We start from the raw sequence: 25673 nt of genomic DNA, 5'->3' as shown, positions 1-25673 counted from the left end.
TTGCTCGCGAAGAGGCCAGCACAATCAACACAAAACCCGCAATCAGTCTATCAACCCGGCATCCACCAACAACGCCTCCAGCGCCAACAAATCCGGCACCTTCGCCACCTGATCCGCCACCTGCACCGCCGCCTGCTCCAGCGCACACAACGGCACATCCACATAACTCAACTGGCTGTCGAGCTTGCACGAACGCGGAATCCCCTGCACCAGCAGCGCGATGAACTTCAGTTCGGGGCGCCCGCCAAGGGCGTTGAGGATGACGATCCGCGCGCGTTCACCGATGACGATTTTCTGCCCGCAGGCCGACTCGAAACTCAGCAGCGGTATCTGCCGTTCGCGCCATGTCACCAGGCCCAGGTACCACGGCGGTGTGTCGAGATCGAAGGTCCCCGGTTGCTGGTAATCGATCAGCTCGGCCACGGCGACGTTGGGCAGGATCAGGTTGCGGTCGGCCAACGGCAGCAGCAGGCCGGTGAGGTTGCTGGTGCGGTGTTCAAGCATGGGTCTTGCTCCAAAAGGCGATGCTTTCGAGCAGCACCGATTCCTGGTACGGCTTGCCCAGGTAGTCGTTGACGCCGATGGCCATGGCGCGATCGCGGTGTTTCTGACCGGTGCGGGAAGTGATCATGATGATCGGCAGGTGCTGCAGGCGTTCGTCATTGCGCACCTGGGTCGCGACCTCGAAGCCGTCCATGCGCGGCATCTCGATATCCAGCAGCATCAGGTCGGGCATGTGCTCTTCCAGCAGCAGCATGGCATCGACCCCGTCCTTGGCGGTCAGTACGTTCATGCCGTGGCGTTCGAGCAAGCGGCTGGTGACCTTGCGCACGGTGACCGAGTCGTCGACCACCATCACCAGCAACGGCCGATGCGGTTCGACCTCGATCTCCTGCCCCGCGGGATGCTGGGGTACGCGGGCCTGCATGGCGCGGATCGGCGCCAGCAGATCCAGGATCAGCACCACCCGGCCATCGCCGAGAATCGTCGCCCCGGACACCCCTTGCACCGCCGCGAACTGCGGCCCCAGGCTCTTGACCACGATCTCGCGAGTGCCGGCCATGGCGTCTACCAGCACCGCGATGTGACGTTCGTTGCACTGCACCAGCAGCACCGGCAACGGCAGGCTCTGGCCCAACAGTTTCGGGCGCGGGATGGTTTTCAGCAGCTCACCCAGATAGCACAGCTCGTAACGCTGCCCGGCGTATTCGTAGGTGGGCGAATCGAAACGGAAATAGCCTTCAAGCTCATTGGGCAGGACGCGAACGATGCCGTCGATGGTATTGAGCGGGATCGCGTATTGGTCCTCACCGCACTGCACCATCAGCGCCCGGTTGACCGATACGGTAAACGGCAGGCGAATGCGGAAATGCACACCCTGCCCGGGCACCGAGTCGATGCTCATGGTGCCGCCCAGTTGCCGCACCTCTTCGTGCACCACGTCCATGCCGACGCCGCGCCCGGAGATCTGGGTGATTTTCTCGGCGGTGGAAAACCCCGGTTGCAGGATGAACTGCAACACGTCGTGATCACTGATGACGCTGTCCGGGGCGAGCATGCCGCGCTTGATCGCCTTGCGCCGCACCGCGTCCAGCGGCACACCGGCGCCGTCGTCGCGGATGTCGAATATGATGTCGCCGCCTTCGCGCAGCAGATCGAGGGTGATCTTGCCCTTGGCCGGTTTCCCCGCCGCCAGCCGCGCTTCGACGGACTCCAGGCCATGGTCGACGGCGTTGCGCAGCATGTGTTCCAGGGGCGCGACCATGCGTTCAAGCACGTTGCGATCCATCTCGCCTTCAGCGTTATCGACGATGAAATCCACGTCCTTGCCCAACTCGCTGGACACCTGGCGGACGATGCGCTGTAACCGCGGGAGCATGCGTTCGAACGGCACCATGCGCGTGCGCATCAGCCCTTCCTGCAACTCGGTGTTGATGCGGCCCTGCTGTTGCAGCAGGTTTTCCGTGTCCTGATTGCGCCGCTCGAGGGTTTCCTTGAGGTCGAGCAAGTCAGAGGCCGATTCGAACAACGCGCGGGACAGTTGCTGCAATTGCGAGTGGCGATCCATTTCGAGCGGGTCGAACTCTTCATAGCCCAGGCGTTCGGCGTCGACTTGCTGGCGGCTGAGGATCCGCCCCTGGGTTTCGGTATCGAGGCGGCGCAACTGGTCGCGCATGCGCTCGATGGTGGTCTCCATCTCGCTCAGGGCGATGTGCGCATCGTTGACCTGCTGTTCGATCCGGCCACGGAAGATCGATGTTTCACCGGCCAGGTTGACCAGATCGTCGAGCAGCTCTGCCGAGACCTTGACCATGTCGGCGCCGGCATCGGACGGCGGCGCCAGTGGTTCGGCCTTGGGCGTGGCCGGCGACGCAACCGGCGTGGGCGCCTCGGGCACGGCCGGGTGGCTGAAGTTCTTGATCGCATCGATCAAGCGGTCGGCGGGCGGCATCGGCTCACCGGCGCGGGCCGCGTCGAGCATCTGCGCCAGGCGGTCATGGCTGCGTTGCAACAGCGCGAATAACGGCGCCGTCGGTTGCAGCACGCCGGTGGACAGGCCTTCGTAGAGGAACTCCAGTTCATGGGCCAGGTCGCCAATCGCGGCGATTTCCACCATGCGTGCACCACCCTTGAGGGTGTGCAGGTCGCGCAGCAGGGTTTCCACTTCCTGACGGCTAGAAGGCTGGGCCTGCCAGCGCTCCAGCGCCGCACCGGAGCTTTCGATGATGTCGAAACCTTCCTCGAGGAAGATCTCCAGCAACTCCGGATCATGGGCGACCGAGTCATTGGTGGCCGCCAGTTCGCTGACCTCGGCGGCGCCGGAGTGGCCCAGCCGGTAGGCGCGAATAGCCTCGATCAGCTCAGCGCAATCGCCCAGGGGCTGGTTGTGCTGTAACTGGTCAAGGTACTGCGCCAAGCGGTCATGGCTCTGCTGCAATAGCACCGCCAATGAGTCGCTGTAGGCGTAGCGCCGATCCACCAGGCCTTCGTAAAGGCTTTCCAGTTCATGGGCCAGATCACCGACCGGCCCGACCTCGGCCATGCGCGCGCCGCCTTTGAGGGTGTGCAAATCCCGTTGCAGGGACGACAGCGGCGCGGCGTTGTCCGAGTCGCGCAACCAGCGCTGCAAGGCCTGACCGGCGCTTTCGAGGATGTCCACCGCTTCTTCAAGGAAGATCGCGACGATTTCATCGTCCAGTTCGCGCCCCTCTCCTGTAGGAGCGAGCTCGCTCGCGATGGGCGTTAACGATGACGCGTTGTCATTGGATAAGCGCGGCGCATTTGAGTCCATCGCGAGCGAGCTCGCTCCCACAGGGGCAGGGGGTAGCGTGCGCTCAAGTTCCTCGGTGGCTGCACCCAGCTCGCGGATGCTCAGGGTGCGGCTGCCATCACTGCGGATCAGGCCCGTGGCCGACGGGTCGAGGCTCTCGTCGAGCAGCTCGCGCAAGGCTCTGATTCGTTGCGGCTGCGGGCTGACTTCCTGACCGGCGGCCAGTTCGTCGAGCATGTTGATCAGCGCTTCGTGGGCACCCTGAGCCTCATGGAAAAACCGCTCGCTGACCGCCAGGCTGCTTTCTTCCACGGCACCGTAGAGGTCGAGCAACGCCTCGCACAGCTCATCCACCGGGTGCAGGTCGGCCAGGTGGGCGCCTTCGCCGAGGGTGGTCAATTCATCCAGCAGCGCGCTGAGTTCCTGGCGTTCGCCGGGGTGTTGCTGCCAACGTTGCAGCAGGCTCTCGGCGTCCAGCAGGATGTCCATGCCCTGGGCGAGGAAGTTGTTGATCAGCTGCGGATCGCGCTTGATCCGCAGCCCGGTGTTCGGAGTGTTCAGGAGGTTTTCCAGGCGCTCGGCCAGCAGCGCTTTGGCTCGCTCGGTCAAATCCCCGGCGCCGGGAATTTCCGCCAGCGGATCGGACTTGAGCTGGCGCAAACCGAGGCGGAACAGCCCTTCTGCCTCCAGCAGCAATTCCACTTCATCCAGGTCCAGCGCGATCAGGTGCGCCTTGTATTCCCGGGCCAGTTGATCCAGTGGCGCGGCCAGCTCGGCAATCGGCAAGACACCGGCCATGGAGGCACTGCCCTTGAGGGTGTGCAAGGCCCGCTGCAATTCGTCGCTGGCCTGCAACGGCACGTGCTCGGCAGCCTGATCAAGGAAGCGATTGAGGCTGCCCAAGTGGGTTTGCGCTTCTTTGCGGAAGATCTCCAGCAACAGCGGATCGAGGGCCGCGACATCCTGCGTATCCTCATCGGACACCGGTTCGTCGCACCTGGCCAAGGCATGGGCGCGGGCGGCCAACTGGTCGACATCGTTGCGCTGGCGCTGGGCATTGGCGGCGTATTCAGCCACCAGCTCCGGCAGCAGTTGCAGCACATCGCCGATCAGTTGCTGCACCGTAGCGCCCGGCTCCACGCTGTTTTCCAGTACGCGGTTGAGCAGGTTTTCCACGGCCCAGGCCAGCTCGCCCAGCACCAGGGCTCGCACCATGCGGCCACTGCCTTTGAGGGTATGAAAGGCGCGGCGCAGTTCGCTCAAGGCCGAGCGGTTGTCAGGGTTGACCGACCAGCGCGGCAAATACTCGCGCAGGATTTCCAGGACTTCGTCGGTCTCTTCAAGGAACACCTCGCGCAGTTCCTCGTCCACCGGCTCTTCGCCCGGGGGTGGCGGCAGCAGGCTGCCCGGGGTGTCCAGGGCGGGCGGGTTCAGGCTCGAAACCGGGCTGGCGAGCACATCGGCCAAGGTCTGGACGATCTGCGGGTCATCCAGCTCCTGCATCATCTGCATGACCTGCGCTTCGCTCGGGTTGAGCACATCATCCAGCACGGGCACATGCTGCTCACTGGGGAAAAACCCGAGGCTCGCCAGGCTCTTTTCCGCGACATCGAGCAGGTTTTCACCCTGCGCCTGCGGGTCATCGCCGAGGCGCTCGAGGTAGTACTCGATGCTGGTGATCACGTCGGCCAGACTGTCCAGTTCCTGCCAGCCCGGCTGACCCGGCTCGAGCAACAGGTGCTCGCGAATGAAGTGATTGCAGGTGTCGACCAGGCTCGCCGCCCGGCTCAACGGAATCATCGCCAGCGCGCCGCGCACCTGGGTCAGCAAGGCCGGCAGCGCCTGCAAATGCTGGCGGTCCCAATCGGCGTCGATGTAGTCGACGATCATGTCCTTTGCCTGCTGCAAACAGATGCGGGCCTCCTTGATCACGATCTGATGGATCTGCGTCAGGTCGGTGGTCGGCAGGCGATTGTCATCCTGGCTCTCCGGCTCCACGGTGCCGACCATGCCGGCCAGCGTCGCCTCGACGTACAGCAAGGCCCCGGCAACGTCCATGAGGATCGCATCGTTGGGTTCGCGCTGGCCCTGGGCGAGGCTGAGCACCACCGCCAATTGATCGATGATCACCTTGCGCGGCTGGCCGAAGCCCAGGACCGCCAGGGTATCGGCGATTTGCCGCAGTGGTGCCAGCAGGCTGTCGAGGTCGGCGGTGTGCTGGCGGTCACTGCGCACGAACAGATCCAGGCGCTCCTTGACCCGCACCAGCTCTTCGCAGAGCGCTGCCAGCACCGAACGCATGGCGTCACGGTCGGGACCGGCCAGCCGCGCGCGTTCTTCATCGACCATTGCGCTGTCGGGCAGTGCGTCGTCCAGTGAGTAGCGTTCTTTCATGGTCAGCATCTGCCCGGTGGGATGTTCGGCTTTGGCAATGTAGAACAGCAAACTCTTGAGCAGCTCCGGTGGCGCCGGTTGGTTGATGCCGCGCATGCCTTCTTCGAGCAGGCGCTTGAGCTCCTTGTCGGCATCCTTGAACAGGCTGCGCAAGGCCGGGCTGTTGGCAATCGCACCGTCCTGCATGCCTTCGACCAGCGCCGAGGCCACCTGCCATAGCGGGCTCAGGGGGGCATTGGCGCACAGTGCTTCGAGGCGGGCGAAGACCTTGGCCAGGTAATCGAGGTTGGTTTCGTTGTCCTGCTCACGCAAGAACCCGACCAACGCCATTTGCAGCATCTGCCGCAGCTTGCGCAGCACATTGGGCAATTCGGCCGGTTCAAGCTGCGCCAGCGTTTCTGCGTCCAGCACTGGCAACTCGGGCAATTGCGGGCTGAACAGGCTGGTTTCCGACAGCAGGCTTTCGCCACGGGCGCTGCGCAGGTCGTTGATCAGTGGCAGCACCACCAGTGGCAAGTCGCGGCGCGCACCTTGCACCCGGTCCAGGTAGATCGGCAACTGCCCGAGGGCCTGCATCAACAGGTGCAACGCCTCGTCGCGATGGCTGACACGGTTGCCCTGCAAGGCCATGGCCAGCTGTTCCATTTCTTCGGCGAGCAACGCCGCACCGTAGAATTCGACCATCTGCAAACTGCCGTGGACCTGATGGATGCACGCAAGGCATTCATCCAGCGCGTGCGTCGCCTGCGGGTCATCGAGCAGGTTTTCAATCGCGTGATGAGCCTGTTTCAGCGTTTCGGCAATCTCGCCCTTGACCCACTCGAGGGCCACATAGTCGTGCCGATCACCCATAACCACTCCAATCACAATTCAGATACCCATGGGCGGTTCAAGCTTTGTCCACAACCTGCGCCTTGGCATCCGGCAACGTGAAACCGGACACCGAACGACGCAACTGACTGGCCATTTTAGCCAGGTTGCCGATGCTGTCGGCCGTGGCGGTGGAACCCGACGACGTCTGCGAGGTGATCTGCTGGATCACGTTCATCGTCAGGGAAATCTGGCCGGCCGACGACGTCTGCTGTTGCGCGGCATTGGAGATGCTCTGGATCAGTGCCGCGAGCGTCTTCGACACACCCTCGATTTCTTCCAGGGCCACACCGGCATCCTGCGCCAGTCGGGCGCCGCGCACCACTTCGGTCGTCGTCTGCTCCATGGAGATGACCGCCTCGTTGGTGTCGGTCTGGATCGCCCGCACCAGGGTCTCGATCTGCCGGGTGGCGGCGGAGGAGCGCTCGGCCAGCCGCTGCACTTCATCGGCCACCACGGCGAAACCGCGACCGGCGTCGCCGGCCATGGACGCCTGGATGGCCGCGTTGAGGGCGAGGATGTTGGTCTGGTCGGCAATGTCATCGATCAGGCTGACAATGTCGCCGATTTCCTGTGACGACTCGCCCAGACGCTTGATGCGCTTGGCGGTGTCCTGAATCTGCTCGCGAATGTTGTCCATGCCGTGGATGGTGTTGTGCACCACCTCGTTGCCCTTGTTGGCGATTTCCACCGAGCGTTCGGCAACCGCCGAAGATTCAGCGGCATTGGCCGACACCTGGTCGATGGACTCGGCCATGTCGTTGATCGCCATCGAGGCCTCGGAAATCTGCTGGGCCTGATGTTCCGACGCCTGGGCCAGGTGCATGGCGGTGGCCTGGGTTTCCTGCACGGCGGCGGCGACCTGGCCGGCGGTGAGGTTGATGGTCGCGACCAGATCGCGCAACTGGTCGACGGAGTAATTGATCGAGTCGGCGATGGTGCCGGTAAAGTCTTCCGTCACCGAGGCCGTCACCGTGAGGTCGCCGTCGGCCAGGTCTTCGATCTCGTCGAGCAAACGCATGATCGCGTTCTGGTTACGCTCGTTTTTTTCGGCGGTTTCGCGCAGCTGGCGATTGGTTTCGCGCACCATCACCAGGCCGATCAGGATGATCGAAGTCAGCGCCAGCAAGCCCAGCACATAACCGCCTATGGTGTCGGTGGTGCGCCCGCCGACCATGTTTTCAAAACCGCTGGCCAGGTGTGAGGCTTCGTCGAGCAGGGTTTGCGACAGACTGAAAATGTTCGAGGCCGATTCACGGACCTTGAACAGCTCAGGCGAGGTTTCGAGGATCTCGTCCACCGAGCCCGAGACGAACTCGAACAGCTCGGCGATTTCCGCCAGTCGCGCACGGGCGTCGCGGTCTTCGACCTGGCTGACCTTGAGCGCCGGGTCGCCCTGGAGCATGCCGTTGAGCACCTTGCCGAACTGCGTCGCGTCACGCCCGAACGCATCGGCGGCTTGCTGTGAGTTTTCGTCGCCGGCCAATACCGTATTGACCGCACCGAGGATCCGCTCGGCCAGCAGCGATTGGCGCTGGGCCATGGCCACCTGGGCTGCCGGGGCGCCCCGTTGCAGGAGGATCTCGACGACTTTTTCGTACTCGACCTGCAACTGCGGCACGGTTTCGGCCAGCGTCGCCGCGACCTGATGCAGGGACAGTACGGTTTGCTCGCTGGAGAGGATCGCGTCGGTGTTTTTCAGCAGGCGGTCCCAGTCCTGTTGCACCGCGCGCATCTCTGGACGCACGGTGGCGGGGGCCGGTGGCAGGCTGGTGGCCGGGTCGCCCTTCTTCAGATAGCCCCAGCGCCGGGCAAAATCGTTGCGCGCATCGCTGAGCAACTTGAACGCGGCAGCCTTGCCGGCGGCCGCTTCGGTGGCGTTCTTGGCGATACGCTGGGACAACACGCGCAGTTCGCCGGCGTGGCCGATGTACTGTTTGTCGTAGGTAGCCTGGGTGTTGAGGTACGCGAAGTTGGCGAACAGCAGCATGATGAAGACGATCAGCGCGATGAACAGCACGATGATCTGCGACCGGCTGCGCGACCCTTCCATTGGCTTGCCTGCTTTTGTTTTTGTCATCGGTCCTCGCCTGTTAACCCACTTTTGCGCTTGCCAGGAAACCTGTGGGAGCGAGCTTGCTCGCGATTGCGTTGTGTCAGTCGACATCAATGTTGGCTGCAAGTCCGTCATCGCGAGCAAGCTCGCTCCCACAAGATTCCCTGGTGTTCCGGTTAAATCGCGACGTTCATGAACCCCTGAGACCGCGTCAACGCAAACGGACTGAACACCTGCCAGCACTGTCCGCGCTGAAACCGGCCTTTGACGAATGCCGCCACCGCCCCCTTCAACGCGTCTGCCGGCACCGGCTCCAGGCTGTCCTGGGCAAAGTGCTGGAGGCCGAAGACTTCATCGACCAGCAACCCGGCAAACACCTCATCGTGGTCCACCACCAACACCCGGCGCTGCCGGCGCACCGCCGAAAGTTCGTGCCCGAAAAAACCGCTCAGATCCATGACCGGCAGCAATCGCCCACGCAGGTTGGCGACACCCCTGACCCAGGATTTGACCCCCGGCAGCTGAGTGAGTCGCGGCTCATGCAAGACTTCGCTGACCTCACTCATGGGTGCGACGTACCAGTGCTCGCCCAGGCGAAAACCGATGCCGCTCCAGCTGTCCCGACGGGTCGGCTGGGACGGCAAGTCCGCCGCCAGCAAACGACAGCGCTGGTCGATTTGCAGCAGCAGTTCGAAAGCCGTCAGCGACTCGTTCATGGCTTGACGATCAACCGGCCAGCACGTTGTTCAGGGTCTTGATCAGGGTCTCTTCATCGACCGGTTTGGTCAGGTAGTCCTTGGCGCCCTGGCGCGTACCCCAGACCTTGTCGGTGTCCTGGTCCTTGGTGGTGATGATGATCACCGGGATGTGTCCGGTTTCCGGGTCCTTGGTCAACTGGCGTGTTGCCTGGAAGCCATTGAGGCCGGGCATGACGATGTCCATCAGGACGGCATCGGGCTTTTCCTGGCGAGCCAGGGCCACGCCGTCGGCGCCGTTTTCGGCTTTCAACACTTCATGACCGTGCTTTTCCAGCATGCCGGTCAGTTTGTACATTTCGGTCGGCGAATCATCGACGATCAGAATACGTGCCATGGTCTTCCCCATTCTTGTCGACGCAGGGCCCGATGGCCGAGCGTCACTGTGCGTGTCCTACTGCGGCAAAACGGCGGCGAAACCAGGTACATGGGCCTGGATCGCATCGAGCAATTCTTCCTTGCTGAAAGGCTTGGTCAAAAACTGGTCGGAGCCGACGATGCGCCCCTTGGCCTTGTCGAACAGGCCATCCTTGGATGACAGCATAATCACCGGGGTGGACTTGAACGCACTGTTGTTCTTGATCAGGGCGCAGGTCTGATAGCCATCCAGGCGCGGCATCATGATGTCGACAAAGATGATGCCGGGGTGGTTGTCGGCAATCTTGGCCAGGGCATCGAAGCCGTCGATGGCCGTGATGACCTCACAACCCACGTTCTTGAGCAGCGTTTCGGCGGTGCGACGGATCGTCTTCGAATCGTCGATCACCATGACCTTCAAGGCGCTGGGGTGCTGTTCCATAAGATGCTCTACGTCGCCTTTACGAATCAAATTGTCCGTTTGCGGGTAATTGGCGGCTCGAAACCCTTGATACTCAAGGGCCAGCACGGCATGGCAGCCTTTTTAGCACAGTCTCCAGAACCAATCTATCGGCCGACCGGGGCGATGGTTTTTCCTTGACCGCAAACACACTCAGCGCCACTCTGACGCCACTTTTATACGGCCCTTTGGCCTGATCGCTTTTTGTGGGAGCGAGCCTGCTCGCGATGGTGTATCAGCTGCATTGATGTCGACTGACACGCCATCGCGAGCAGGCTCGCTCCCACAGAAGATCAACGTCCGGCCCCCAAATTTCGAGGAAAACCCAATGAGCGTTCGCGTCGGGATTGTCATGGACCCTATCGCCAGCATTTCCTATAAAAAGGATAGCTCGCTGGCCATGTTGCTGGCCGCGCAGAAGCGTGGCTGGGAGCTGTTCTATATGGAACAGCGCGACCTGTATCAGGGCGAAGGTGAGGCCCGGGCGCGGATGCGTCCGCTGCAAGTGTTCGCCAACCCGGAAAAATGGTTCGAACTGGGGGCCGAAAGCGACGCACTGCTGAGCGATCTGGACGTGATCCTGATGCGCAAGGATCCGCCGTTCGACATGGAGTTCGTCTACTCCACCTACTTGCTGGAACAGGCCGAGCGCGCCGGTGTGCTGGTGGTGAACAAGCCGCAGAGCCTGCGCGACTGCAACGAAAAGCTGTTCGCCACGCTGTTCCCGCAGTGCACGCCGCCGACCGTGGTCAGCCGCCGCGCCGACGTGTTGCGTGAGTTCGCCGCCAAACACGGCGATGTGATCCTCAAGCCGCTGGACGGCATGGGCGGCACGTCGATCTTCCGTCACCGCGCGGGCGACCCGAACCTGTCGGTGATCCTCGAAACCCTCACGGCCCTCGGCGCCCAGCAGATCATGGGCCAGGCCTACCTGCCGGCCATCAAGGACGGCGACAAGCGCATCCTGATGATCGACGGCGAGCCTGTGGATTATTGCCTGGCACGGATTCCGGCCCAGGGCGAAACCCGTGGCAACCTCGCCGCAGGCGGCCGTGGCGAAGCCCGTCCCCTGACCGAAAAGGATCGCTGGATCGCCGCACAAGTCGGCCCGACCCTGCGTGAAAAAGGCCTGTTGTTCGTTGGCCTGGACGTGATCGGCGAGCACCTGACCGAGATCAACGTCACCAGCCCGACCTGCATCCGCGAAATCGACAATGCCTTTGGCACCGATATCGGCGGCCTGCTGATGGATGCCATCGAGAAGAAGCTGCAAGCCGCAAGCCACAAGCCACAAGCTTGAAGCTGCCCCTCTACAGCTTGTCGCTTGCAGCTTGAAGCTTGAAGCTAAAAACCAACATTGCGTTATCATGCCGGGCCCGTAAAAACGCGATGTTGGTTTTTTTTGCCATGACCCTCCCGTCCGATCTGCCTGCCGAACTCGCCCACCGTGGCGTGCGCCCGGCCGATCGCCTCGGTTTTACCCTGTTCCTGGCGGCGCTGATCCACCTGGCCTTGCTGCTGGGTGTCGGGTTTGCCGTGGTCGAGCCCAAGCAGATCAGCAAAACCCTGGAAATCACCCTCGCCACCTTCAAAAGCGAAAAGAAGCCTGAAAAGGCCGATTTCCTGGCGCAAGAGAACCAGCAAGGCAGCGGCACCCTGGATAAAAAGGCAATTCCCAAGACCACCGAGGTCGCGCCCTTCCAGGACAACAAGGTACAGAAAGTCACGCCACCGCCGGCCGCCAAGCCTGAAGTGCAGGTAGCCCCGCCGAAGGCTGCCGTGACCACCGTGGCGCCGAAGCCGAAAAAAGCCCCCGCCAAGACCGAGGAGCCCAAGACCGAGGTCAAACCCCAGGTCCAGGCGCCGACGTTCGACAGCGAGCAACTGTCCAGCGACATCGCCAGCCTCGAAGCGGAACTGGCCGCCGAACAACAACTGTACGCCAAGCGCCCGCGCATCCACCGCTTGAGCGCCGCCTCGACCATGCGCGACAAGGGCGCCTGGTACAAGGACGAATGGCGCAAGAAAGTCGAGCGCATCGGCAACCTCAATTACCCCGACGAAGCACGGCGCAAACAGATCTACGGCAATTTGCGCCTGATGGTGTCGATCAACCGTGACGGCTCGCTGTATGAGGTGCTGGTGCTGGAATCTTCAGGCCAGCCGCTGCTGGACCAGGCGGCGCAACGGATCGTCCGGCTGGCGGCGCCGTTCGCACCCTTTACCGGGGATCTGTCGGATGTTGACCGGCTGGAGATCATCCGGACCTGGAAGTTTGCCCGCGGCGATCGCCTTTCCAGTAATTAAAAGATCGCAGCCTTCGGCAGCTCCTACAGATGTACACATTCCCCCTGTAGGAGCTGCCGAAGGCTGCGATCTTTTGGCGCTCTCAAGCTTGTCAGTTCGCCCCTCGAACGCCACACTAGCGCACATGAAAAACGTCAGCCCCAGCTACCTCAAGCATCAATTCCTGATCGCCATGCCGCACATGGCCGACCCGAACTTTGCGCACACCTTGACCTACATCGTCGAGCACACGGCCAATGGTGCCATGGGGCTGGTGGTCAACCGTCCGCAAGAGCTGAATCTGGCCGATATCCTTGAGCAATTACGCCCGGAAATCGAACCACCAGCGCTCTGCCAGCATGTGCCGATCTTCATCGGCGGCCCGGTGCAAACCGATCGCGGCTTCGTCCTTCACCCCAAGGGGCAGAGTTTCCAGGCGACCGTTGATCTGGAAGATGAGTTGTCCCTGTCGACGTCCCAGGACGTCCTGTTCGCCATCGCTGACGGCGTCGGCCCGGCAAAAAGCCTGATCGCCCTCGGTTATGCCGGCTGGGAAGCCGGGCAACTGGAGGCCGAACTGGCGCAGAACGCCTGGCTAAACTGCCCGTTTGACGCCGACATCCTGTTCAACACCAGCAGCGAACTTCGCCTGGAAGCGGCCGCCAGACACCTGGGCGTCAACCTCAGCCTGCTGACCAGCCAGGCGGGGCACGCCTGATGGCCCTGAAGCTGATTCTGGGTTTTGACTACGGCACCAAACAGATCGGCGTTGCGGTCGGCCAGGTGATTACCGGCCAGGCCCGTGAGCTATGCACCCTGAAAGCGCAGAACGGCATTCCTGACTGGAACCAGGTCGAAGCCCTCATCAAAGAGTGGAAACCCGATGCCGTGGTGGTCGGCCTGCCGCTAAACATGGACGGCACGCCCAGCGACATGTGCGCCCGCGCGGAAAAGTTCGCCCGGCGCCTGAACGGCCGCTTCAACCTGCCCTTCTATACCCACGATGAACGCCTGACCACCTTCGAGGCCAAGGGCGAACGCCTGGCTCGTGGCGGCCAGAAAGGCAGTTACCGCGACAACCCGGTCGACGCCATCGCCGCCGCCCTTCTGCTGCAAGGCTGGCTCGACGAAAATGGCGCACTGTTCGAATCCTGAAGAGCCGCGATGCGTCTCTCTTAGCTACAACCCGAGCCACCTTGCGTGAAACCCGGCTCGGGCCCAAGAAGGAGCAACCATGAGCCTGCCCAATCCCGCCGAACTGATCAGCCAGATGGCCACGCGCCTGAAGGCCCACCTGGAACACCGTGGCATCAGCGACCCGCGTTTCATCGGCATTCGTACCGGCGGCGTCTGGGTGGCCCAGGCCCTGCTCAAGGAATTGGGCAGCAATGAGCCCCTCGGCACCCTCGACGTATCCTTCTACCGCGACGATTTCAGCCAGAACGGCCTGCACCCGCAGGTTCGCCCTTCGGCGCTGCCGTTCGAGATCGAAGGCCAGCACCTGGTGCTGATCGACGACGTGCTGATGAGCGGCCGGACCATCCGCGCCGCCATGAACGAACTGTTCGACTACGGCCGCCCGGCCAGCGTGACGCTGGTGTGCATGCTGGACCTGGACGCCGGCGAACTGCCGATCCGCCCGAACGTGGTGGGCGCGACCCTGTCGCTGGCCGCCCACGAACGGGTGAAGCTGTCCGGCCCGGAACTCGCGCTCGAACTGCAAGACCTCGCCCTTTAATTCGCCCTATTGAGAGTCCCCCTTGCGATGACGCCTCTAGACACCAAGCGCCCGCTGCAGCTCAATGATCAGGGCCAGCTGCGCCACTTCCTCTCGCTCGACGGTTTGCGCCGTGAGCTGTTGACGGAAATCCTCGACACTGCCGACTCCTTCCTCGAAGTCGGCGCCCGGGCCGTGAAGAAAGTCCCGTTGCTGCGCGGCAAGACCGTGTGCAATGTGTTCTTCGAGAACTCGACCCGTACCCGCACCACCTTCGAACTGGCGGCCCAGCGGCTCTCGGCGGACGTGATCACCCTCAACGTGTCCACGTCGTCCGCGAGCAAGGGCGAAACCCTGCTCGACACCCTGCGCAACCTGGAAGCCATGGCCGCCGACATGTTCGTCGTGCGCCACGGTGACTCCGGTGCCGCGCACTTCATCGCCGAGCATGTCTGCCCGCAAGTGGCGATCATCAACGGTGGTGACGGCCGGCACGCGCACCCGACCCAGGGCATGCTCGACATGCTGACAATCCGCCGGCACAAGGGCGGCTTCGAAAACCTTTCGGTGGCCATCGTCGGCGACATCCTGCACTCGCGGGTGGCGCGTTCGAACATGCTGGCCCTGAAAACCCTCGGCTGCCCGGACATTCGCGTGATTGCGCCGAAGACCCTGCTGCCGATCGGCATCGAGCAATACGGCGTGAAGGTCTACACCGACATGACCGAAGGCCTGAAGGACGTCGACGTGGTGATCATGTTGCGCCTGCAGCGCGAACGCATGACCGGCGGCCTGCTGCCGAGCGAGGGCGAGTTCTACCGCCTGTTCGGCCTGACCACCGCGCGCCTGGCCGGCGCCAAACCCGATGCCATCGTGATGCACCCGGGGCCGATCAACCGCGGCGTGGAAATCGAGTCGGCAGTGGCCGACGGCCCGCACTCGGTGATCCTCAACCAGGTGACCTACGGGATCGCCATTCGTATGGCCGTGCTGTCCATGGCCATGAGCGGGCAGACTGCGCAGCGTCAATTCGAGCAGGGCCAATTCGAACAGGAGAGCGCACAGTGAAGCTCAGCATTCTCGGCGCCCGCGTGATCGATCCGGCCAGCGGCCTGGATCAAGTGACCGATATCCACATTGAAGCCTGCAAAGTCGTCGCCCTTGGCGCGGCGCCCGCCGGTTTTGTCGCCGTCGACACGATCGACGCCAAAGGCCTGGTGGCCGCTCCCGGCCTGGTCGACCTCAACGTTGCCCTGCGCGAGCCGGGTTACAGCCGCAAAGGCTCGATTGTCAGCGAAACCCGCGCGGCGGCGGCTGGCGGCGTGACCAGTCTGTGCTGCCCGCCGAAGACCAAACCGGTGCTGGACACCTCGGCGGTGGCCGAACTGATCCTCGACCGCGCCCGTGAGGCCGGCAACACCAAAGTCTTCCCGATTGGCGCCCTGAGCAAAGGCCTGGACGGTGAGCAACTGGCCGAGCTGGTTGCCTTGCGCGACGCCGGTTGCGTGGCCTTCGGCAACGGCCTGGAGAGCTTCCGCAACACCCGCACCCTGTGCCGGGCACTGGACTACGCGGCCACTTTCGACCTGACGGTGATTTTCAACTCCCAGGATCACGACCTGGCCGAAGGCGGTCTGGCTCACGAAGGCCCGACCGCCAGTTTCCTTGGCTTGCCGGGCATCCCGGAAAGCGCCGAAACCGTCGCCTTGGCCCGGGATCTGCTGCTGGTTGAACAGACCGGCGTGCGCGCGCACTTCAGCCAGCTCACCAGCGCCCGCGGCGTGGAACTGATCGCCCAGGCCCAGGCCCGGGGCCTGAAGGTGACCGCGGATGTCGCCCTGTACCAGTTGATCCTGACCGACGAAGCCCTGATCGACTTCAGCAGCCTGTATCACGTCCAGCCGCCGCTACGCACCCGCGCCGACCGCGATGGCCTGCGCGCAGCGGTGAAATCCGGCGTGATCTCGGCCATCTCCAGCCATCACCAACCCCATGAGCGTGACGCCAAGCTGGCACCGTTCGGCGCCACCGAGCCGGGCATCAGCAGCGTTGAACTGCTATTGCCACTGGCGATGACCCTGGTCGAAGACGGCTTGCTGGACCTGCCGACGTTGCTGAAGCGCCTGAGCGCCGGCCCTGCCGAGGCCTTGCGCCTGCCGGCAGGCAAACTGGCGGTGGGTGGCGCGGCGGACATCGTGCTGTTCGACCCGGCGGCCTCGACCGTCGCGGGCGAAACCTGGTTGTCGAAGGGCGAGAACTGCCCGTTCATTGGCCACAGCTTGCCGGGTGTGGTGCGTTACACCCTGGTGGATGGGCGCATTAGCCACCAGGCTTAAAAACAAAAGATCGCAGCCTGCGGCAGCTCCTACAGGCTGCGATCTTTTGCGCTTCGCTTATCGACGCTGCGCGTTACGCACGGACACCTGGTCATTCAACGTCCAGAAGTCATACAGCACCCCGAGAAAGAACAACCCGCCGGTGAGCAGGTACAGCAGCCCACTGATCCATTTCCCCTGATACATCCGGTGCACACCGAACACCCCGAGAAACGTCAGCAGAATCCACGCCACGTTGTATTCGATGGGCCCCGCGGTAAACCGAAGGTCAGCCTCGCGATCCATCGCCGGGATCAGGAACAGGTCGATCAGCCAGCCGATGCCCAGCAAACCAAAGGTGAAGAACCAGATCGTCCCGGTCACCGGCTTGCCGTAATAGAAGCGGTGAGCGCCGGTAAATCCGAAAATCCACAGCAAATAACCGATCACTTTGCTGTGGGTGTCTTGCTGCGGATAAGTCTGTTGATAGGGGTTCATGAATGACCTCGATTCACACGATAGATAAATATTCTTCAATTCTTTGTGACTTTTTTACAGGCACCCGACGTATGGCAAATGCTACCTTCACTCCCGTCAAAGCCTTGTAACACCGGACTTCTGTCCGACAATTGCGCCATTCTGCCGCTTTTTTGCCACCATTGTCCCCCAGGTTCAATCGACCAACGGCCTCGGAAGCGGCAAAAAAGCTGTTATAAAGTTGCGCGCTAACTTATTAAGAGCCTTGCCTAATGCGTTCATTTTTCAAGACATGGCTAACCATTTGCCTTTTGATGCCACTGGCCGCCCACGCCACCAATCGTGAGCAACGTCTTCCAAACGTTAATGGTTACACCCCTAAATCCCATGTCTCTGCTCCTTCGAGCAAAGACAAGAAATCCGCCAAATATGCTCCAAGCCTGGCCAACAGCAAAAGCGGGCTGGTTCCACCGATGGGCACCAAGGAAAGCAGCGACGTGCTGAGCCGCGCCGTAAACGTCCTTGGCACTCCCTATCGTTGGGGCGGCAGCAGCCCAAGCAAAGGCTTCGATTGCAGCGGCCTGGTGAAATACGCGTTCAACGACGCCACGTTCGACCTGCCACGCACCTCCAATGCCATGGCCAGCGGTCATGGGGAGAAAGTCGATCGCAACGACCTGAAGCCGGGCGACCTGATTTTCTTCAACATCAAGAGCCGCCGGGTCAATCACGTCGCCATTTACCTGGGCAACGACCGTTTCATCCACGCGCCACGTCGCGGCAAGTCGGTGAGCATCGACACCTTGAAAAAACCGTACTGGGAAAACCACTACGTGGTTGCCAAGCGGGTTCTGCCGAAAGAACAGAATCAGATGCGGGTTGTTCAGCGCTGATTGAAGCAAGGTCAAAGGATCGCAGCCTTCGGCAGCTGTGTAGGAGCTGCCGAAGGCTGCGATCTTTTGCTTTTCAGGGCTATCAAAACCCCTCCGGCGACCGCGCCTTCTCCCGCGCATGATCACGACTGATCAACCCCCTGGCTACCAGGTCCTTCAAGCACATATCCAGCGTCTGCATGCCCAACGCCCCTCCCGACTGAATCGCCGAGTACATCTGCGCCACCTTGTCTTCGCGGATCAGGTTGCGGATCGCCGACGTCCCCAGCATGATCTCGTGGGCCGCGATGCGCCCGCCGCCAACCTTCTTCACCAACGTCTGGGACACCACCGCCAGCAGCGACTCGGAGAGCATCGAGCGCACCATTGACTTCTCGTCCCCCGGAAACACGTCCACTACCCGGTCAATGGTCTTCGCCGCCGACGTGGTGTGCAGCGTGCCGAACACCAGATGGCCGGTTTCGGCGGCGGTCAACGCCAGGCGTATGGTTTCCAGATCGCGCATCTCCCCCACCAGAATCACGTCCGGGTCCTCCCGCAGCGCCGAGCGCAAGGCCGTGGCGAAGCTGCGGGTATCGCGGTGGACCTCACGCTGGTTGATCAGGCACTTGCGTGGCTCGTGGACAAACTCGATAGGGTCTTCAATGGTGAGGATGTGGTGATGGCGATGGTTATTGAGGTAATCGATCATCGCCGCCAGCGTGGTGGACTTTCCGGAGCCGGTCGGGCCGGTCACCAGCACCAGGCCACGGGGAGCGTCGGTCATTTTGCGAAACACCTCTCCCATGCCCAGCTCGTCCATGCTCTGCACTTTCGCCGGAATTGTACGAAACACCGCACCCGCGCCACGGCTCTGATTGAACGCATTGGCCCGAAAACGCGCCACACCGGGCACTTCAAAGGAAAAGTCGATTTCCAGATGCTTCTCAAAGTCCACCCGCTGGGTGTCGTTCATGATGGCATCGATCAGCGCCTGCACCTGTTGGTGGTCCAGGGCCGGCAGGTTGATGCGCCGCACATCGCCATCCACCCGAATCATCGGCGGCAGGCCAGCAGACAAATGCAGGTCCGATGCCCCCTGTTTGGCGCTGAACGCCAGCAGTTCAGTGATATCCATAGCGCCTCTCAATTCCAGTAGAATGCCGCGAACCTTCAGACCGCTGGCGCCTCTTGATGTCCACCATAGCAGACAACATTCTCGAAGTTAGTTCGCGCATCCATGCCGCAACACTTGCCGCCAATCGCGCCGAAAACAGCGTCCATCTGCTGGCCGTGAGCAAGACCAAACCTGCACAGGACCTGCGTGAAGCCTACGCCGCCGGCCTGCGCGACTTTGGCGAGAACTACCTGCAGGAAGCGCTGGGCAAACAGCTTGAACTGGCCGACCTGCCCTTGATCTGGCACTTCATCGGCCCCATTCAATCGAACAAGACTCGTGCTATCGCCGAGCACTTCGACTGGGTGCATTCCGTGGATCGCCTGAAAATCGCACAACGCCTGTCCGAACAACGTCCTGCCGATTTGCCGCCCCTGAATATCTGCATTCAGGTCAACGTCAGCGGTGAAGCCAGCAAATCCGGCTGCACCCCGGCTGACCTGCCGGCCCTGGCCAGTGCCATCAGCGCCCTGCCGCGCCTGACGTTGCGCGGGCTGATGGCCATCCCTGAGCCGACCGAAGATCGCGCCGCCCAGGACGCCGCGTTTGCGGCCGTGCAAAGCCTGCAAGCCAGCCTGAACCTGCCACTCGACACACTTTCCATGGGCATGAGCCACGACCTTGAGTCGGCCATTGCCCAGGGCGCCACCTGGGTCCGTATCGGTACGGCCCTGTTTGGCGCCCGTGATTACGATCGGCCATAACCCATGACCGACTCTCTTCTTTATAAGGACCTGACATGAGCAAGACGCGTATTGCCTTTATCGGTGCCGGCAACATGGCCGCCAGCCTGATCGGCGGCCTGCGGGCCAAGGGTCTGGAAGCCGCGCAGATCCGCGCCAGCGATCCGGGCGAAGAAACCCGCGCCCGCGTGAGCGCTGAACACGGCATCGAAACCTTCGCCGACAACGCCCAGGCCATCGACGGCGCCGACGTCGTCGTCCTTGCGGTCAAGCCGCAGGCGATGAAAGCCGTGTGCGAAGCGATTCGCCCAAGCCTCAAGCCCCATCAACTGGTGGTGTCGATTGCCGCAGGCATCACCTGCGCCAGCATGAACAACTGGCTTGGCGCCCAGCCGATCGTGCGCTGCATGCCCAACACCCCGGCGCTACTGCGTCAGGGCGTGAGCGGCTTGTTCGCAACAGCCCAAGTGACCGCCGAACAGCGTCAGCAAGCCCAGGCGCTGCTGTCCGCGGTCGGCATCGCCTTATGGCTCAATGAAGAGCAGCAACTGGATGCCGTCACCGCCGTTTCCGGCTCGGGCCCGGCGTATTTCTTCCTGCTGATCGAGGCCATGACCGCCGCCGGCGTGAAACTTGGCCTGCCGGCGGACATCGCCGCGCAACTGACCCTGCAAACCGCACTGGGCGCCGCGCACATGGCGGTCTCCAGCGACGTCGACGCAGCCGAGCTGCGCCGCCGTGTCACCTCCCCTGCGGGCACTACTGAAGCTGCAATCAAGTCGTTCCAGGCCAATGGTTTTGAAGCCCTGGTCGAAAAAGCACTCGGCGCTGCCGCGCATCGCTCGGCCGAGATGGCCGAACAACTGGGTCAATAAGGAGCTTTTCATGATTGGATTGAACACCGCAGCGGTCTACGTGCTGCAAACCCTCGGCAGCCTGTACCTGCTGATCGTGCTGATGCGCTTCGTGCTGCAACTGGTGCGGGCGAACTTCTACAACCCGATCTGCCAGTTCATCGTCAAGGCCACCCAGCCCCTGCTCAAGCCGCTGCGCCGGATCATCCCGAGCGTGTTCGGCCTGGACATGTCCTCGCTGGTGCTGGCGATCCTGGTGCAACTGGCCCTGATGGCCCTGACCCTGTTGCTGACCTACGGCACCACCGGCAATCCGCTGCAACTGCTGATCTGGTCGATCATCGGTGTGACCGCGCTATTCCTGAACATCTTCTTCTTTGCCCTGATCATCAGCGTGATCCTGTCCTGGGTCGCACCGGGCAGCCATAACCCGGGCGCCGAACTGGTGAACGACGTCTGCGAGCCGGCCCTGGCGCCATTCCGCAAGTTCCTGCCAAACCTGGGCGGGCTTGATCTGTCGCCGATCTTTGCGTTCCTGGCGATCAAACTGATCGACATGCTGGTGATCAACAACCTCGCCGCCTTGACCATGATGCCGCAAATCCTCCGCGTGCTGATCTGACCCGGTGAGCTGGTTTCGCTGGGACGGTGACGACCTGATTCTGGAGTGTCACCTGCAACCGGCAGCCCGTAGCGATGATTTCGCCGGGCTGCACGGTGATCGCCTGAAGATCCGCCTGACCGCGCCGCCAGTCGAGGGCAAGGCCAACGCGTACCTGATGGCGTTTCTGGCCAAGGCCTTTGGCGTGTCCAAGAGCCAGGTCAGCTTGATCAGTGGCGAGTTGAACCGGCAGAAACGGGTGCGCATTTGCTCGCCGAAGAAGTTGCCGGACTTGCCTGGTTTGGCGCGACAGAACTGATATACCGAGGCGCTGCCTTCGCGAGCAAGCCCGCTCCCACAGGGGAATGCGTTCCTCTGTGGGAGCGGGCTTGCTCGCGAATGGCGCACCTCGGACTTACTGAAAGAAATCAGGCCCGGCCTTTGCTTGCCGCTAACCCCAGCGGTCTTTAGACTTACGCCTCATTTCAATGAGAGCAGGGTCGATGCCAGCTGCCTTTCCCCCCGATTCTGTTGGTCTGGTGACGCCGCAAGTGGCGCACTTCAGCGAGCCGCTGGCTTTGGCCTGTGGTCGTTCGCTCCCGGCCTATGACCTGATCTACGAAACCTACGGCACGCTCAACGCCACGGCGAGCAATGCCGTGCTGATCTGCCACGCCTTGTCCGGGCACCACCACGCTGCCGGCTATCACAGCCCCGACGACCGCAAACCCGGTTGGTGGGACAGCTGCATCGGCCCCGGCAAACCAATCGACACCAACAAGTTCTTCGTGGTCAGCCTGAACAACCTCGGTGGCTGCAACGGCTCCACCGGCCCGAGCAGCATCAACCCGGACACCGGCAAGCCGTTCGGCGCCGATTTCCCGGTATTGACCGTCGAAGATTGGGTCCACAGTCAGGCGCGCCTGGCCGATCGCCTCGGCATCGCCCAGTTCGCGGCCGTGATCGGCGGCAGCCTTGGCGGCATGCAGGCGATGCAATGGAGCATCACCTACCCCGACCGCATCCGTCACTGCCTGGCCATCGCCTCGGCCCCCAAGCTGTCGGCACAGAACATCGCGTTCAACGAAGTGGCGCGCCAGGCGATCCTCACCGACCCTGAATTCCACGGCGGTTCGTTCCAGGAACAGGGCGTGATCCCCAAGCGCGGCCTGATGCTGGCGCGGATGGTCGGGCACATCACCTACCTGTCCGACGACTCCATGGGCGAGAAATTCGGCCGCGGGCTCAAGAGCGAGAAGCTCAACTACGACTTCCACAGCGTCGAATTCCAGGTCGAAAGCTACCTGCGCTATCAGGGCGAAGAGTTCTCCGGGCGCTTTGATGCCAACACGTACCTGTTGATGACCAAGGCGCTCGATTACTTCGATCCGGCAGCGAACTTCGACGATAACCTGGCGAAAACCTTCGAAGGTGCCAAAGCCAAGTTCTGCGTGATGTCGTTCACCACCGACTGGCGCTTCTCCCCTGCCCGCTCGCGCGAGCTGGTGGACGCACTGATGGCCGCGCGCAAGGACGTCTGCTACCTCGAGATCGACGCACCGCAAGGCCACGACGCCTTCCTGATTCCGATCCCGCGCTACCTGCAGGCATTCGACAATTACATGAACCGCATTACGCTGTGAGAAAGCCATGAGAGCTGATCTGGAAATCATCCAGGAATGGATCCCCGCCGGCAGCCGCGTGCTCGACCTCGGGTGCGGCGATGGCGAACTGCTGACCTGGCTGCGCGATAACAAGCAAGTCACCGGTTATGGCCTGGAAAACGACGCCGACAACATCGCCGAGTGCGTGGCCAAGGGCATCAACGTCATCGAACAGGACCTGGACAAGGGCCTGGGCAACTTCGCCAGCAACAGTTTCGACATCGTGGTCATGACCCAGGCCCTGCAAGCCGTGCATTACCCGGACAAGATCCTCGAAGAAATGCTGCGCGTGGGCCGCCAGTGCATCATCACCTTCCCCAATTTCGGTCACTGGCGCTGCCGCTGGTACCTGGCGAGCAAGGGCCGGATGCCGGTTTCCGAGTTCCTGCCGTACACCTGGTACAACACGCCGAACATCCACTTCTGCACCTTCGCGGACTTTGAAGCCTTGTGTCGCGAACGTGAAGCGAAGGTCATTGATCGGCTTGCCGTGGATCAACAGCATCGGCACGGGTGGGCCAGTAAGCTATGGCCTAATCTGTTAGGTGAGATCGGAATCTACCGCGTCAGCAGTCCGGGACTTTCCGACCACAAGGTCGCGGTCTGATCCACCCTATTTCAAGGAGAACGATCATGGGTCGTCTTGCTTTGTTTCTACTCACTGCCTGCCTGAGCGTCACCGCCATGGGCGCCGAAGCCATCAAGGGCGAGCGCCAGGAAACCTTTGGCGACGTGACGGTGCACTACAACACGTTCAACTCCACCTACCTGACCCCGGACATTGCCAAGTCCGCCGAACTGATCCGCAGCAAGAACCAGGGCGTGATCAATGTCTCGGTGCTCAAGGAAGGCAAGCCACTGATGGCCCAGGTGAGCGGTTCGGTCAAAGACCTGACCAGCCAGACGGTGCCACTGCAGTTCAAACAGATCACCGAACAAGGTGCGATCTACTACATCGCACAATATCCGGTGGATCAGCAGGAAGTCCGCACCTTCGACATCAAGGTGCAGACCGGTGACAAAATCAACACCATCAATTTCAACCAAGAGCTCTTCCCTGGCCAATGATCAACTTCACGCAACTCGTATTGGCCAGCCATAACGCCGGCAAACTCAAAGAACTCCAGGCCATGCTCGGCGAGTCGGTGCATCTGCGCTCGATCGGCGAGTTCAGCAGCGTCGAACCTGAAGAAACCGGCCTGTCGTTCGTCGAGAACGCCATCCTCAAGGCCCGTAATGCCGCGCGCATTTCCGGTTTGCCGGCGCTGGCCGACGATTCCGGGCTGGCGGTGGATTTCCTCGGCGGTGCGCCGGGTATCTACTCCGCGCGTTATGCCGACGGCAAGGGCGATGCGGCGAACAACGCCAAGCTCCTCGACGTGTTGAAAGACGTGCCTGAAGCCGAGCGTGGGGCGCAGTTCGTCTGCGTGCTGGCACTGGTACGTCATGCCGACGATCCGTTGCCGATCCTCTGCGAAGGTTTGTGGCACGGGCGAATCCTGACCCAGGCCAGCGGCGAACACGGTTTTGGCTACGACCCGCTGTTCTGGGTGCCGGAGCGCGATTGCTCCAGCGCCGAACTAAGCCCTGCCGACAAGAACCAGATCAGCCACCGCGCCCGTGCAATGGATCTGCTGCGCCAGCGTCTGGGCTTGAAATGACCCGTGAATCATCCGCGTCGCCGCTGATCTTCGGCGGCGATGCTTCATCGCCCCGGGCGGCACTGCCTGTGTTGCCGCCCCTGGCGCTGTACATCCACATCCCGTGGTGTGTGCGCAAATGCCCTTATTGCGACTTCAACTCCCACACCGCCAGCCCTGTGCTACCGGAGGAAGAGTATGTCGACGCGTTGCTGGCCGATCTCGACCAGGACCTGCACGCCGTCTATGGCCGTGAGCTGAGCTCGATCTTCTTTGGTGGCGGCACGCCGAGCCTGTTCAGTGCCGATTCCCTGGGTCGCTTGCTCAGAGGCGTCGAACAACGCATCCCCTTTGCCAGCGACATCGAAATCACGCTGGAAGCCAATCCGGGTACGTTCGAGCAAGACAAGTTCGTGGCATACCGGAAACTGGGGATCAATCGCCTGTCGATCGGCATCCAGAGTTTTCAGCAAGAAAAGCTTGAAGCCTTGGGGCGGATTCACAACGGCGACGAAGCCGTACGTGCCGCCGGCATGGCGCGGCAGGCCGGGTTCGACAACTTCAACCTGGACTTGATGCACGGCTTGCCGAATCAGTCCCTGGACGATGCCTTGGCCGACCTGCGCACAGCCATCGCCCTGAAACCGACACACCTGTCGTGGTATCAACTGACCCTGGAACCGAACACGGTGTTCTGGAACCAGCCGCCGACACTGCCGGAAGACGACACGCTGTGGGACATCCAGGAGGCCGGGCAAGCGCTGCTGGCCGAACACGGTTACGCCCAGTACGAAGTCTCGGCCTATGCCCTGCCCGGTCGCCCGGCGCGACACAACCTCAACTACTGGAGTTTTGGCGACTTCATCGGCATCGGCGCCGGTGCCCACGGCAAGCTCAGTCACCCGGACGGGCGCATTGTCCGCACCTGGAAAACCCGCCTGCCGAAGGACTACCTGAATCCGGCGAAAAGCTTCCGGGCCGGCGAGAAAGCGCTGACCAACGACGAAATGCCGTTCGAATTCCTGATGAACGCGCTGCGCCTGACTGAAGGCGTAGAATCGCGGCTGTACCCTGAACGTACCGGCATGACCCTGGAAAGCCTTGCTGAAGGCCGACGTGAAGCCGAACAAAGCGGCCTGTTGCAGGTCGAACCGTCACGCCTGGTAGCCACGATGCGCGGACAACTCTTCCTCAACGACTTGCTGCAGAAATTTCTGACATAAG

At 62.1% G+C, this 25673-nt stretch carries 25 protein-coding genes; 17 read left to right on the top strand and 8 right to left on the bottom strand.

Annotation, left to right across the window (positions count from 1 at the left end; genetic code table 11):
* Window positions 1-42 precede the first annotated feature (42 nt).
* From AC07YV_RS05160 to pilG, 6 genes are all read right to left on the bottom strand, one after another.
* Entirely contained in the window at window positions 43-504 is a 462-nt protein-coding gene (locus AC07YV_RS05160) for a chemotaxis protein CheW (protein WP_102699951.1), read from the bottom strand.
* Window positions 497-6517: an Hpt domain-containing protein gene (locus AC07YV_RS05155; RefSeq protein ID WP_102699952.1), complete on the bottom strand. Its 6021-nt coding sequence runs from the start codon at window positions 6515-6517 to the stop codon at window positions 497-499. Before AC07YV_RS05155 ends, AC07YV_RS05160 begins: the two co-directional genes overlap by 8 nt.
* Before the next feature lie 37 nt (window positions 6518-6554).
* The gene (locus tag AC07YV_RS05150; protein WP_102699953.1) at window positions 6555-8615 is read right to left on the bottom strand and encodes a methyl-accepting chemotaxis protein; all 2061 of its coding nucleotides are present in this window, start codon (window positions 8613-8615) and stop codon (window positions 6555-6557) included.
* A gap of 152 nt (window positions 8616-8767) precedes the next feature.
* Window positions 8768-9307, bottom strand: a complete 540-nt coding sequence (locus AC07YV_RS05145) for a chemotaxis protein CheW (protein WP_102699954.1) — start codon at window positions 9305-9307, stop codon at window positions 8768-8770.
* Between the two features lie 10 nt (window positions 9308-9317).
* A complete protein-coding gene (gene pilH / locus AC07YV_RS05140) occupies window positions 9318-9683 on the bottom strand; it encodes a twitching motility response regulator PilH (protein ID WP_007975417.1) in 366 nt (121 codons plus the stop codon).
* Window positions 9684-9740: 57 nt separating this feature from the next.
* A complete protein-coding gene (gene pilG / locus AC07YV_RS05135) occupies window positions 9741-10145 on the bottom strand; it encodes a twitching motility response regulator PilG (protein WP_007987791.1) in 405 nt (134 codons plus the stop codon).
* A 346-nt stretch (window positions 10146-10491) separates the two neighbouring features.
* On the opposite strand from pilG, the gene gshB reads away from it, so the two are divergent.
* From gshB to AC07YV_RS05100, 7 genes are all read left to right on the top strand, one after another.
* Window positions 10492-11463 carry a glutathione synthase gene (gene gshB / locus AC07YV_RS05130; RefSeq protein WP_102699955.1) on the top strand — a complete coding sequence of 324 codons (972 nt, stop codon included), beginning with the start codon at window positions 10492-10494 and terminating at the stop codon, window positions 11461-11463.
* Window positions 11464-11570: 107 nt separating this feature from the next.
* On the top strand, window positions 11571-12470 hold the full coding sequence (locus tag AC07YV_RS05125; RefSeq protein ID WP_102700007.1) for an energy transducer TonB: 900 nt from the start codon (window positions 11571-11573) through the stop codon (window positions 12468-12470).
* A gap of 124 nt (window positions 12471-12594) precedes the next feature.
* Entirely contained in the window at window positions 12595-13167 is a 573-nt protein-coding gene (locus AC07YV_RS05120) for a YqgE/AlgH family protein (RefSeq protein ID WP_015097200.1), read from the top strand.
* Window positions 13167-13604 carry a Holliday junction resolvase RuvX gene (ruvX, locus tag AC07YV_RS05115; protein ID WP_007975412.1) on the top strand — a complete coding sequence of 146 codons (438 nt, stop codon included), beginning with the start codon at window positions 13167-13169 and terminating at the stop codon, window positions 13602-13604. Before AC07YV_RS05120 ends, ruvX begins: the two co-directional genes overlap by 1 nt.
* A 79-nt stretch (window positions 13605-13683) precedes the next feature.
* Complete coding sequence (gene pyrR, locus AC07YV_RS05110) at window positions 13684-14187, top strand: bifunctional pyr operon transcriptional regulator/uracil phosphoribosyltransferase PyrR (protein WP_007975411.1); 504 nt, start codon at window positions 13684-13686, stop codon at window positions 14185-14187.
* A 27-nt stretch (window positions 14188-14214) separates the two neighbouring features.
* Window positions 14215-15234: an aspartate carbamoyltransferase catalytic subunit gene (locus tag AC07YV_RS05105; RefSeq protein WP_007975410.1), complete on the top strand. Its 1020-nt coding sequence runs from the start codon at window positions 14215-14217 to the stop codon at window positions 15232-15234.
* Window positions 15231-16502 carry a dihydroorotase gene (locus tag AC07YV_RS05100; RefSeq protein WP_102699956.1) on the top strand — a complete coding sequence of 424 codons (1272 nt, stop codon included), beginning with the start codon at window positions 15231-15233 and terminating at the stop codon, window positions 16500-16502. The genes AC07YV_RS05105 and AC07YV_RS05100 overlap by 4 nt, the downstream gene beginning before the upstream one ends.
* A 57-nt stretch (window positions 16503-16559) precedes the next feature.
* Here the strand turns inward: AC07YV_RS05100 and AC07YV_RS05095 are convergent, their stop codons facing one another.
* Window positions 16560-16979 carry an NINE protein gene (locus tag AC07YV_RS05095; protein WP_102699957.1) on the bottom strand — a complete coding sequence of 140 codons (420 nt, stop codon included), beginning with the start codon at window positions 16977-16979 and terminating at the stop codon, window positions 16560-16562.
* Window positions 16980-17230: 251 nt separating this feature from the next.
* Between AC07YV_RS05095 and AC07YV_RS05090 the strand changes: the two genes are divergently transcribed.
* Window positions 17231-17851 carry a C40 family peptidase gene (locus AC07YV_RS05090; protein ID WP_102699958.1) on the top strand — a complete coding sequence of 207 codons (621 nt, stop codon included), beginning with the start codon at window positions 17231-17233 and terminating at the stop codon, window positions 17849-17851.
* An 82-nt stretch (window positions 17852-17933) separates the two neighbouring features.
* Here AC07YV_RS05090 and AC07YV_RS05085 read toward each other — a convergent pair whose 3' ends face one another.
* Window positions 17934-18968 carry a type IV pilus twitching motility protein PilT gene (locus tag AC07YV_RS05085; RefSeq protein ID WP_102699959.1) on the bottom strand — a complete coding sequence of 345 codons (1035 nt, stop codon included), beginning with the start codon at window positions 18966-18968 and terminating at the stop codon, window positions 17934-17936.
* 56 nt (window positions 18969-19024) lie between these two features.
* Between AC07YV_RS05085 and AC07YV_RS05080 the strand changes: the two genes are divergently transcribed.
* From AC07YV_RS05080 to hemW, 9 genes are all read left to right on the top strand, one after another.
* Complete coding sequence (locus tag AC07YV_RS05080) at window positions 19025-19711, top strand: YggS family pyridoxal phosphate-dependent enzyme (RefSeq protein WP_015097206.1); 687 nt, start codon at window positions 19025-19027, stop codon at window positions 19709-19711.
* Between the two features lie 35 nt (window positions 19712-19746).
* The gene (proC, locus tag AC07YV_RS05075) at window positions 19747-20565 is read left to right on the top strand and encodes a pyrroline-5-carboxylate reductase (protein ID WP_102699960.1); all 819 of its coding nucleotides are present in this window, start codon (window positions 19747-19749) and stop codon (window positions 20563-20565) included.
* Window positions 20566-20575: 10 nt separating this feature from the next.
* On the top strand, window positions 20576-21166 hold the full coding sequence (locus AC07YV_RS05070; RefSeq protein WP_007975402.1) for a YggT family protein: 591 nt from the start codon (window positions 20576-20578) through the stop codon (window positions 21164-21166).
* Window positions 21167-21170: 4 nt separating this feature from the next.
* Window positions 21171-21464, top strand: coding sequence for a DUF167 domain-containing protein (locus tag AC07YV_RS05065; RefSeq protein WP_102699961.1), 294 nt, complete (start codon window positions 21171-21173; stop codon window positions 21462-21464).
* 184 nt (window positions 21465-21648) lie between these two features.
* Window positions 21649-22788, top strand: coding sequence for a homoserine O-succinyltransferase MetX (metX, locus tag AC07YV_RS05060; RefSeq protein ID WP_102699962.1), 1140 nt, complete (start codon window positions 21649-21651; stop codon window positions 22786-22788).
* 7 nt (window positions 22789-22795) lie between these two features.
* Complete coding sequence (gene metW / locus AC07YV_RS05055) at window positions 22796-23416, top strand: methionine biosynthesis protein MetW (protein ID WP_007975398.1); 621 nt, start codon at window positions 22796-22798, stop codon at window positions 23414-23416.
* 26 nt (window positions 23417-23442) lie between these two features.
* Window positions 23443-23877 (top strand): DUF4426 domain-containing protein, encoded by a 435-nt coding sequence (locus AC07YV_RS05050; protein ID WP_102699963.1) that lies wholly within the window; start codon window positions 23443-23445, stop codon window positions 23875-23877.
* Window positions 23874-24470 (top strand): RdgB/HAM1 family non-canonical purine NTP pyrophosphatase, encoded by a 597-nt coding sequence (gene rdgB / locus AC07YV_RS05045; RefSeq protein ID WP_007975395.1) that lies wholly within the window; start codon window positions 23874-23876, stop codon window positions 24468-24470. The genes AC07YV_RS05050 and rdgB overlap by 4 nt, the downstream gene beginning before the upstream one ends.
* Window positions 24467-25672 (top strand): radical SAM family heme chaperone HemW, encoded by a 1206-nt coding sequence (hemW, locus tag AC07YV_RS05040; RefSeq protein ID WP_102699964.1) that lies wholly within the window; start codon window positions 24467-24469, stop codon window positions 25670-25672. Before rdgB ends, hemW begins: the two co-directional genes overlap by 4 nt.
* The last annotated feature ends 1 nt before the right edge of the window (window position 25673 follow it).

Source organism: Pseudomonas sp. GW456-E7, assembly GCF_059424105.1.
Note: the sequence above shows the minus strand (reverse complement) of the source record. Positions and strands in the feature narration are given on the sequence as shown.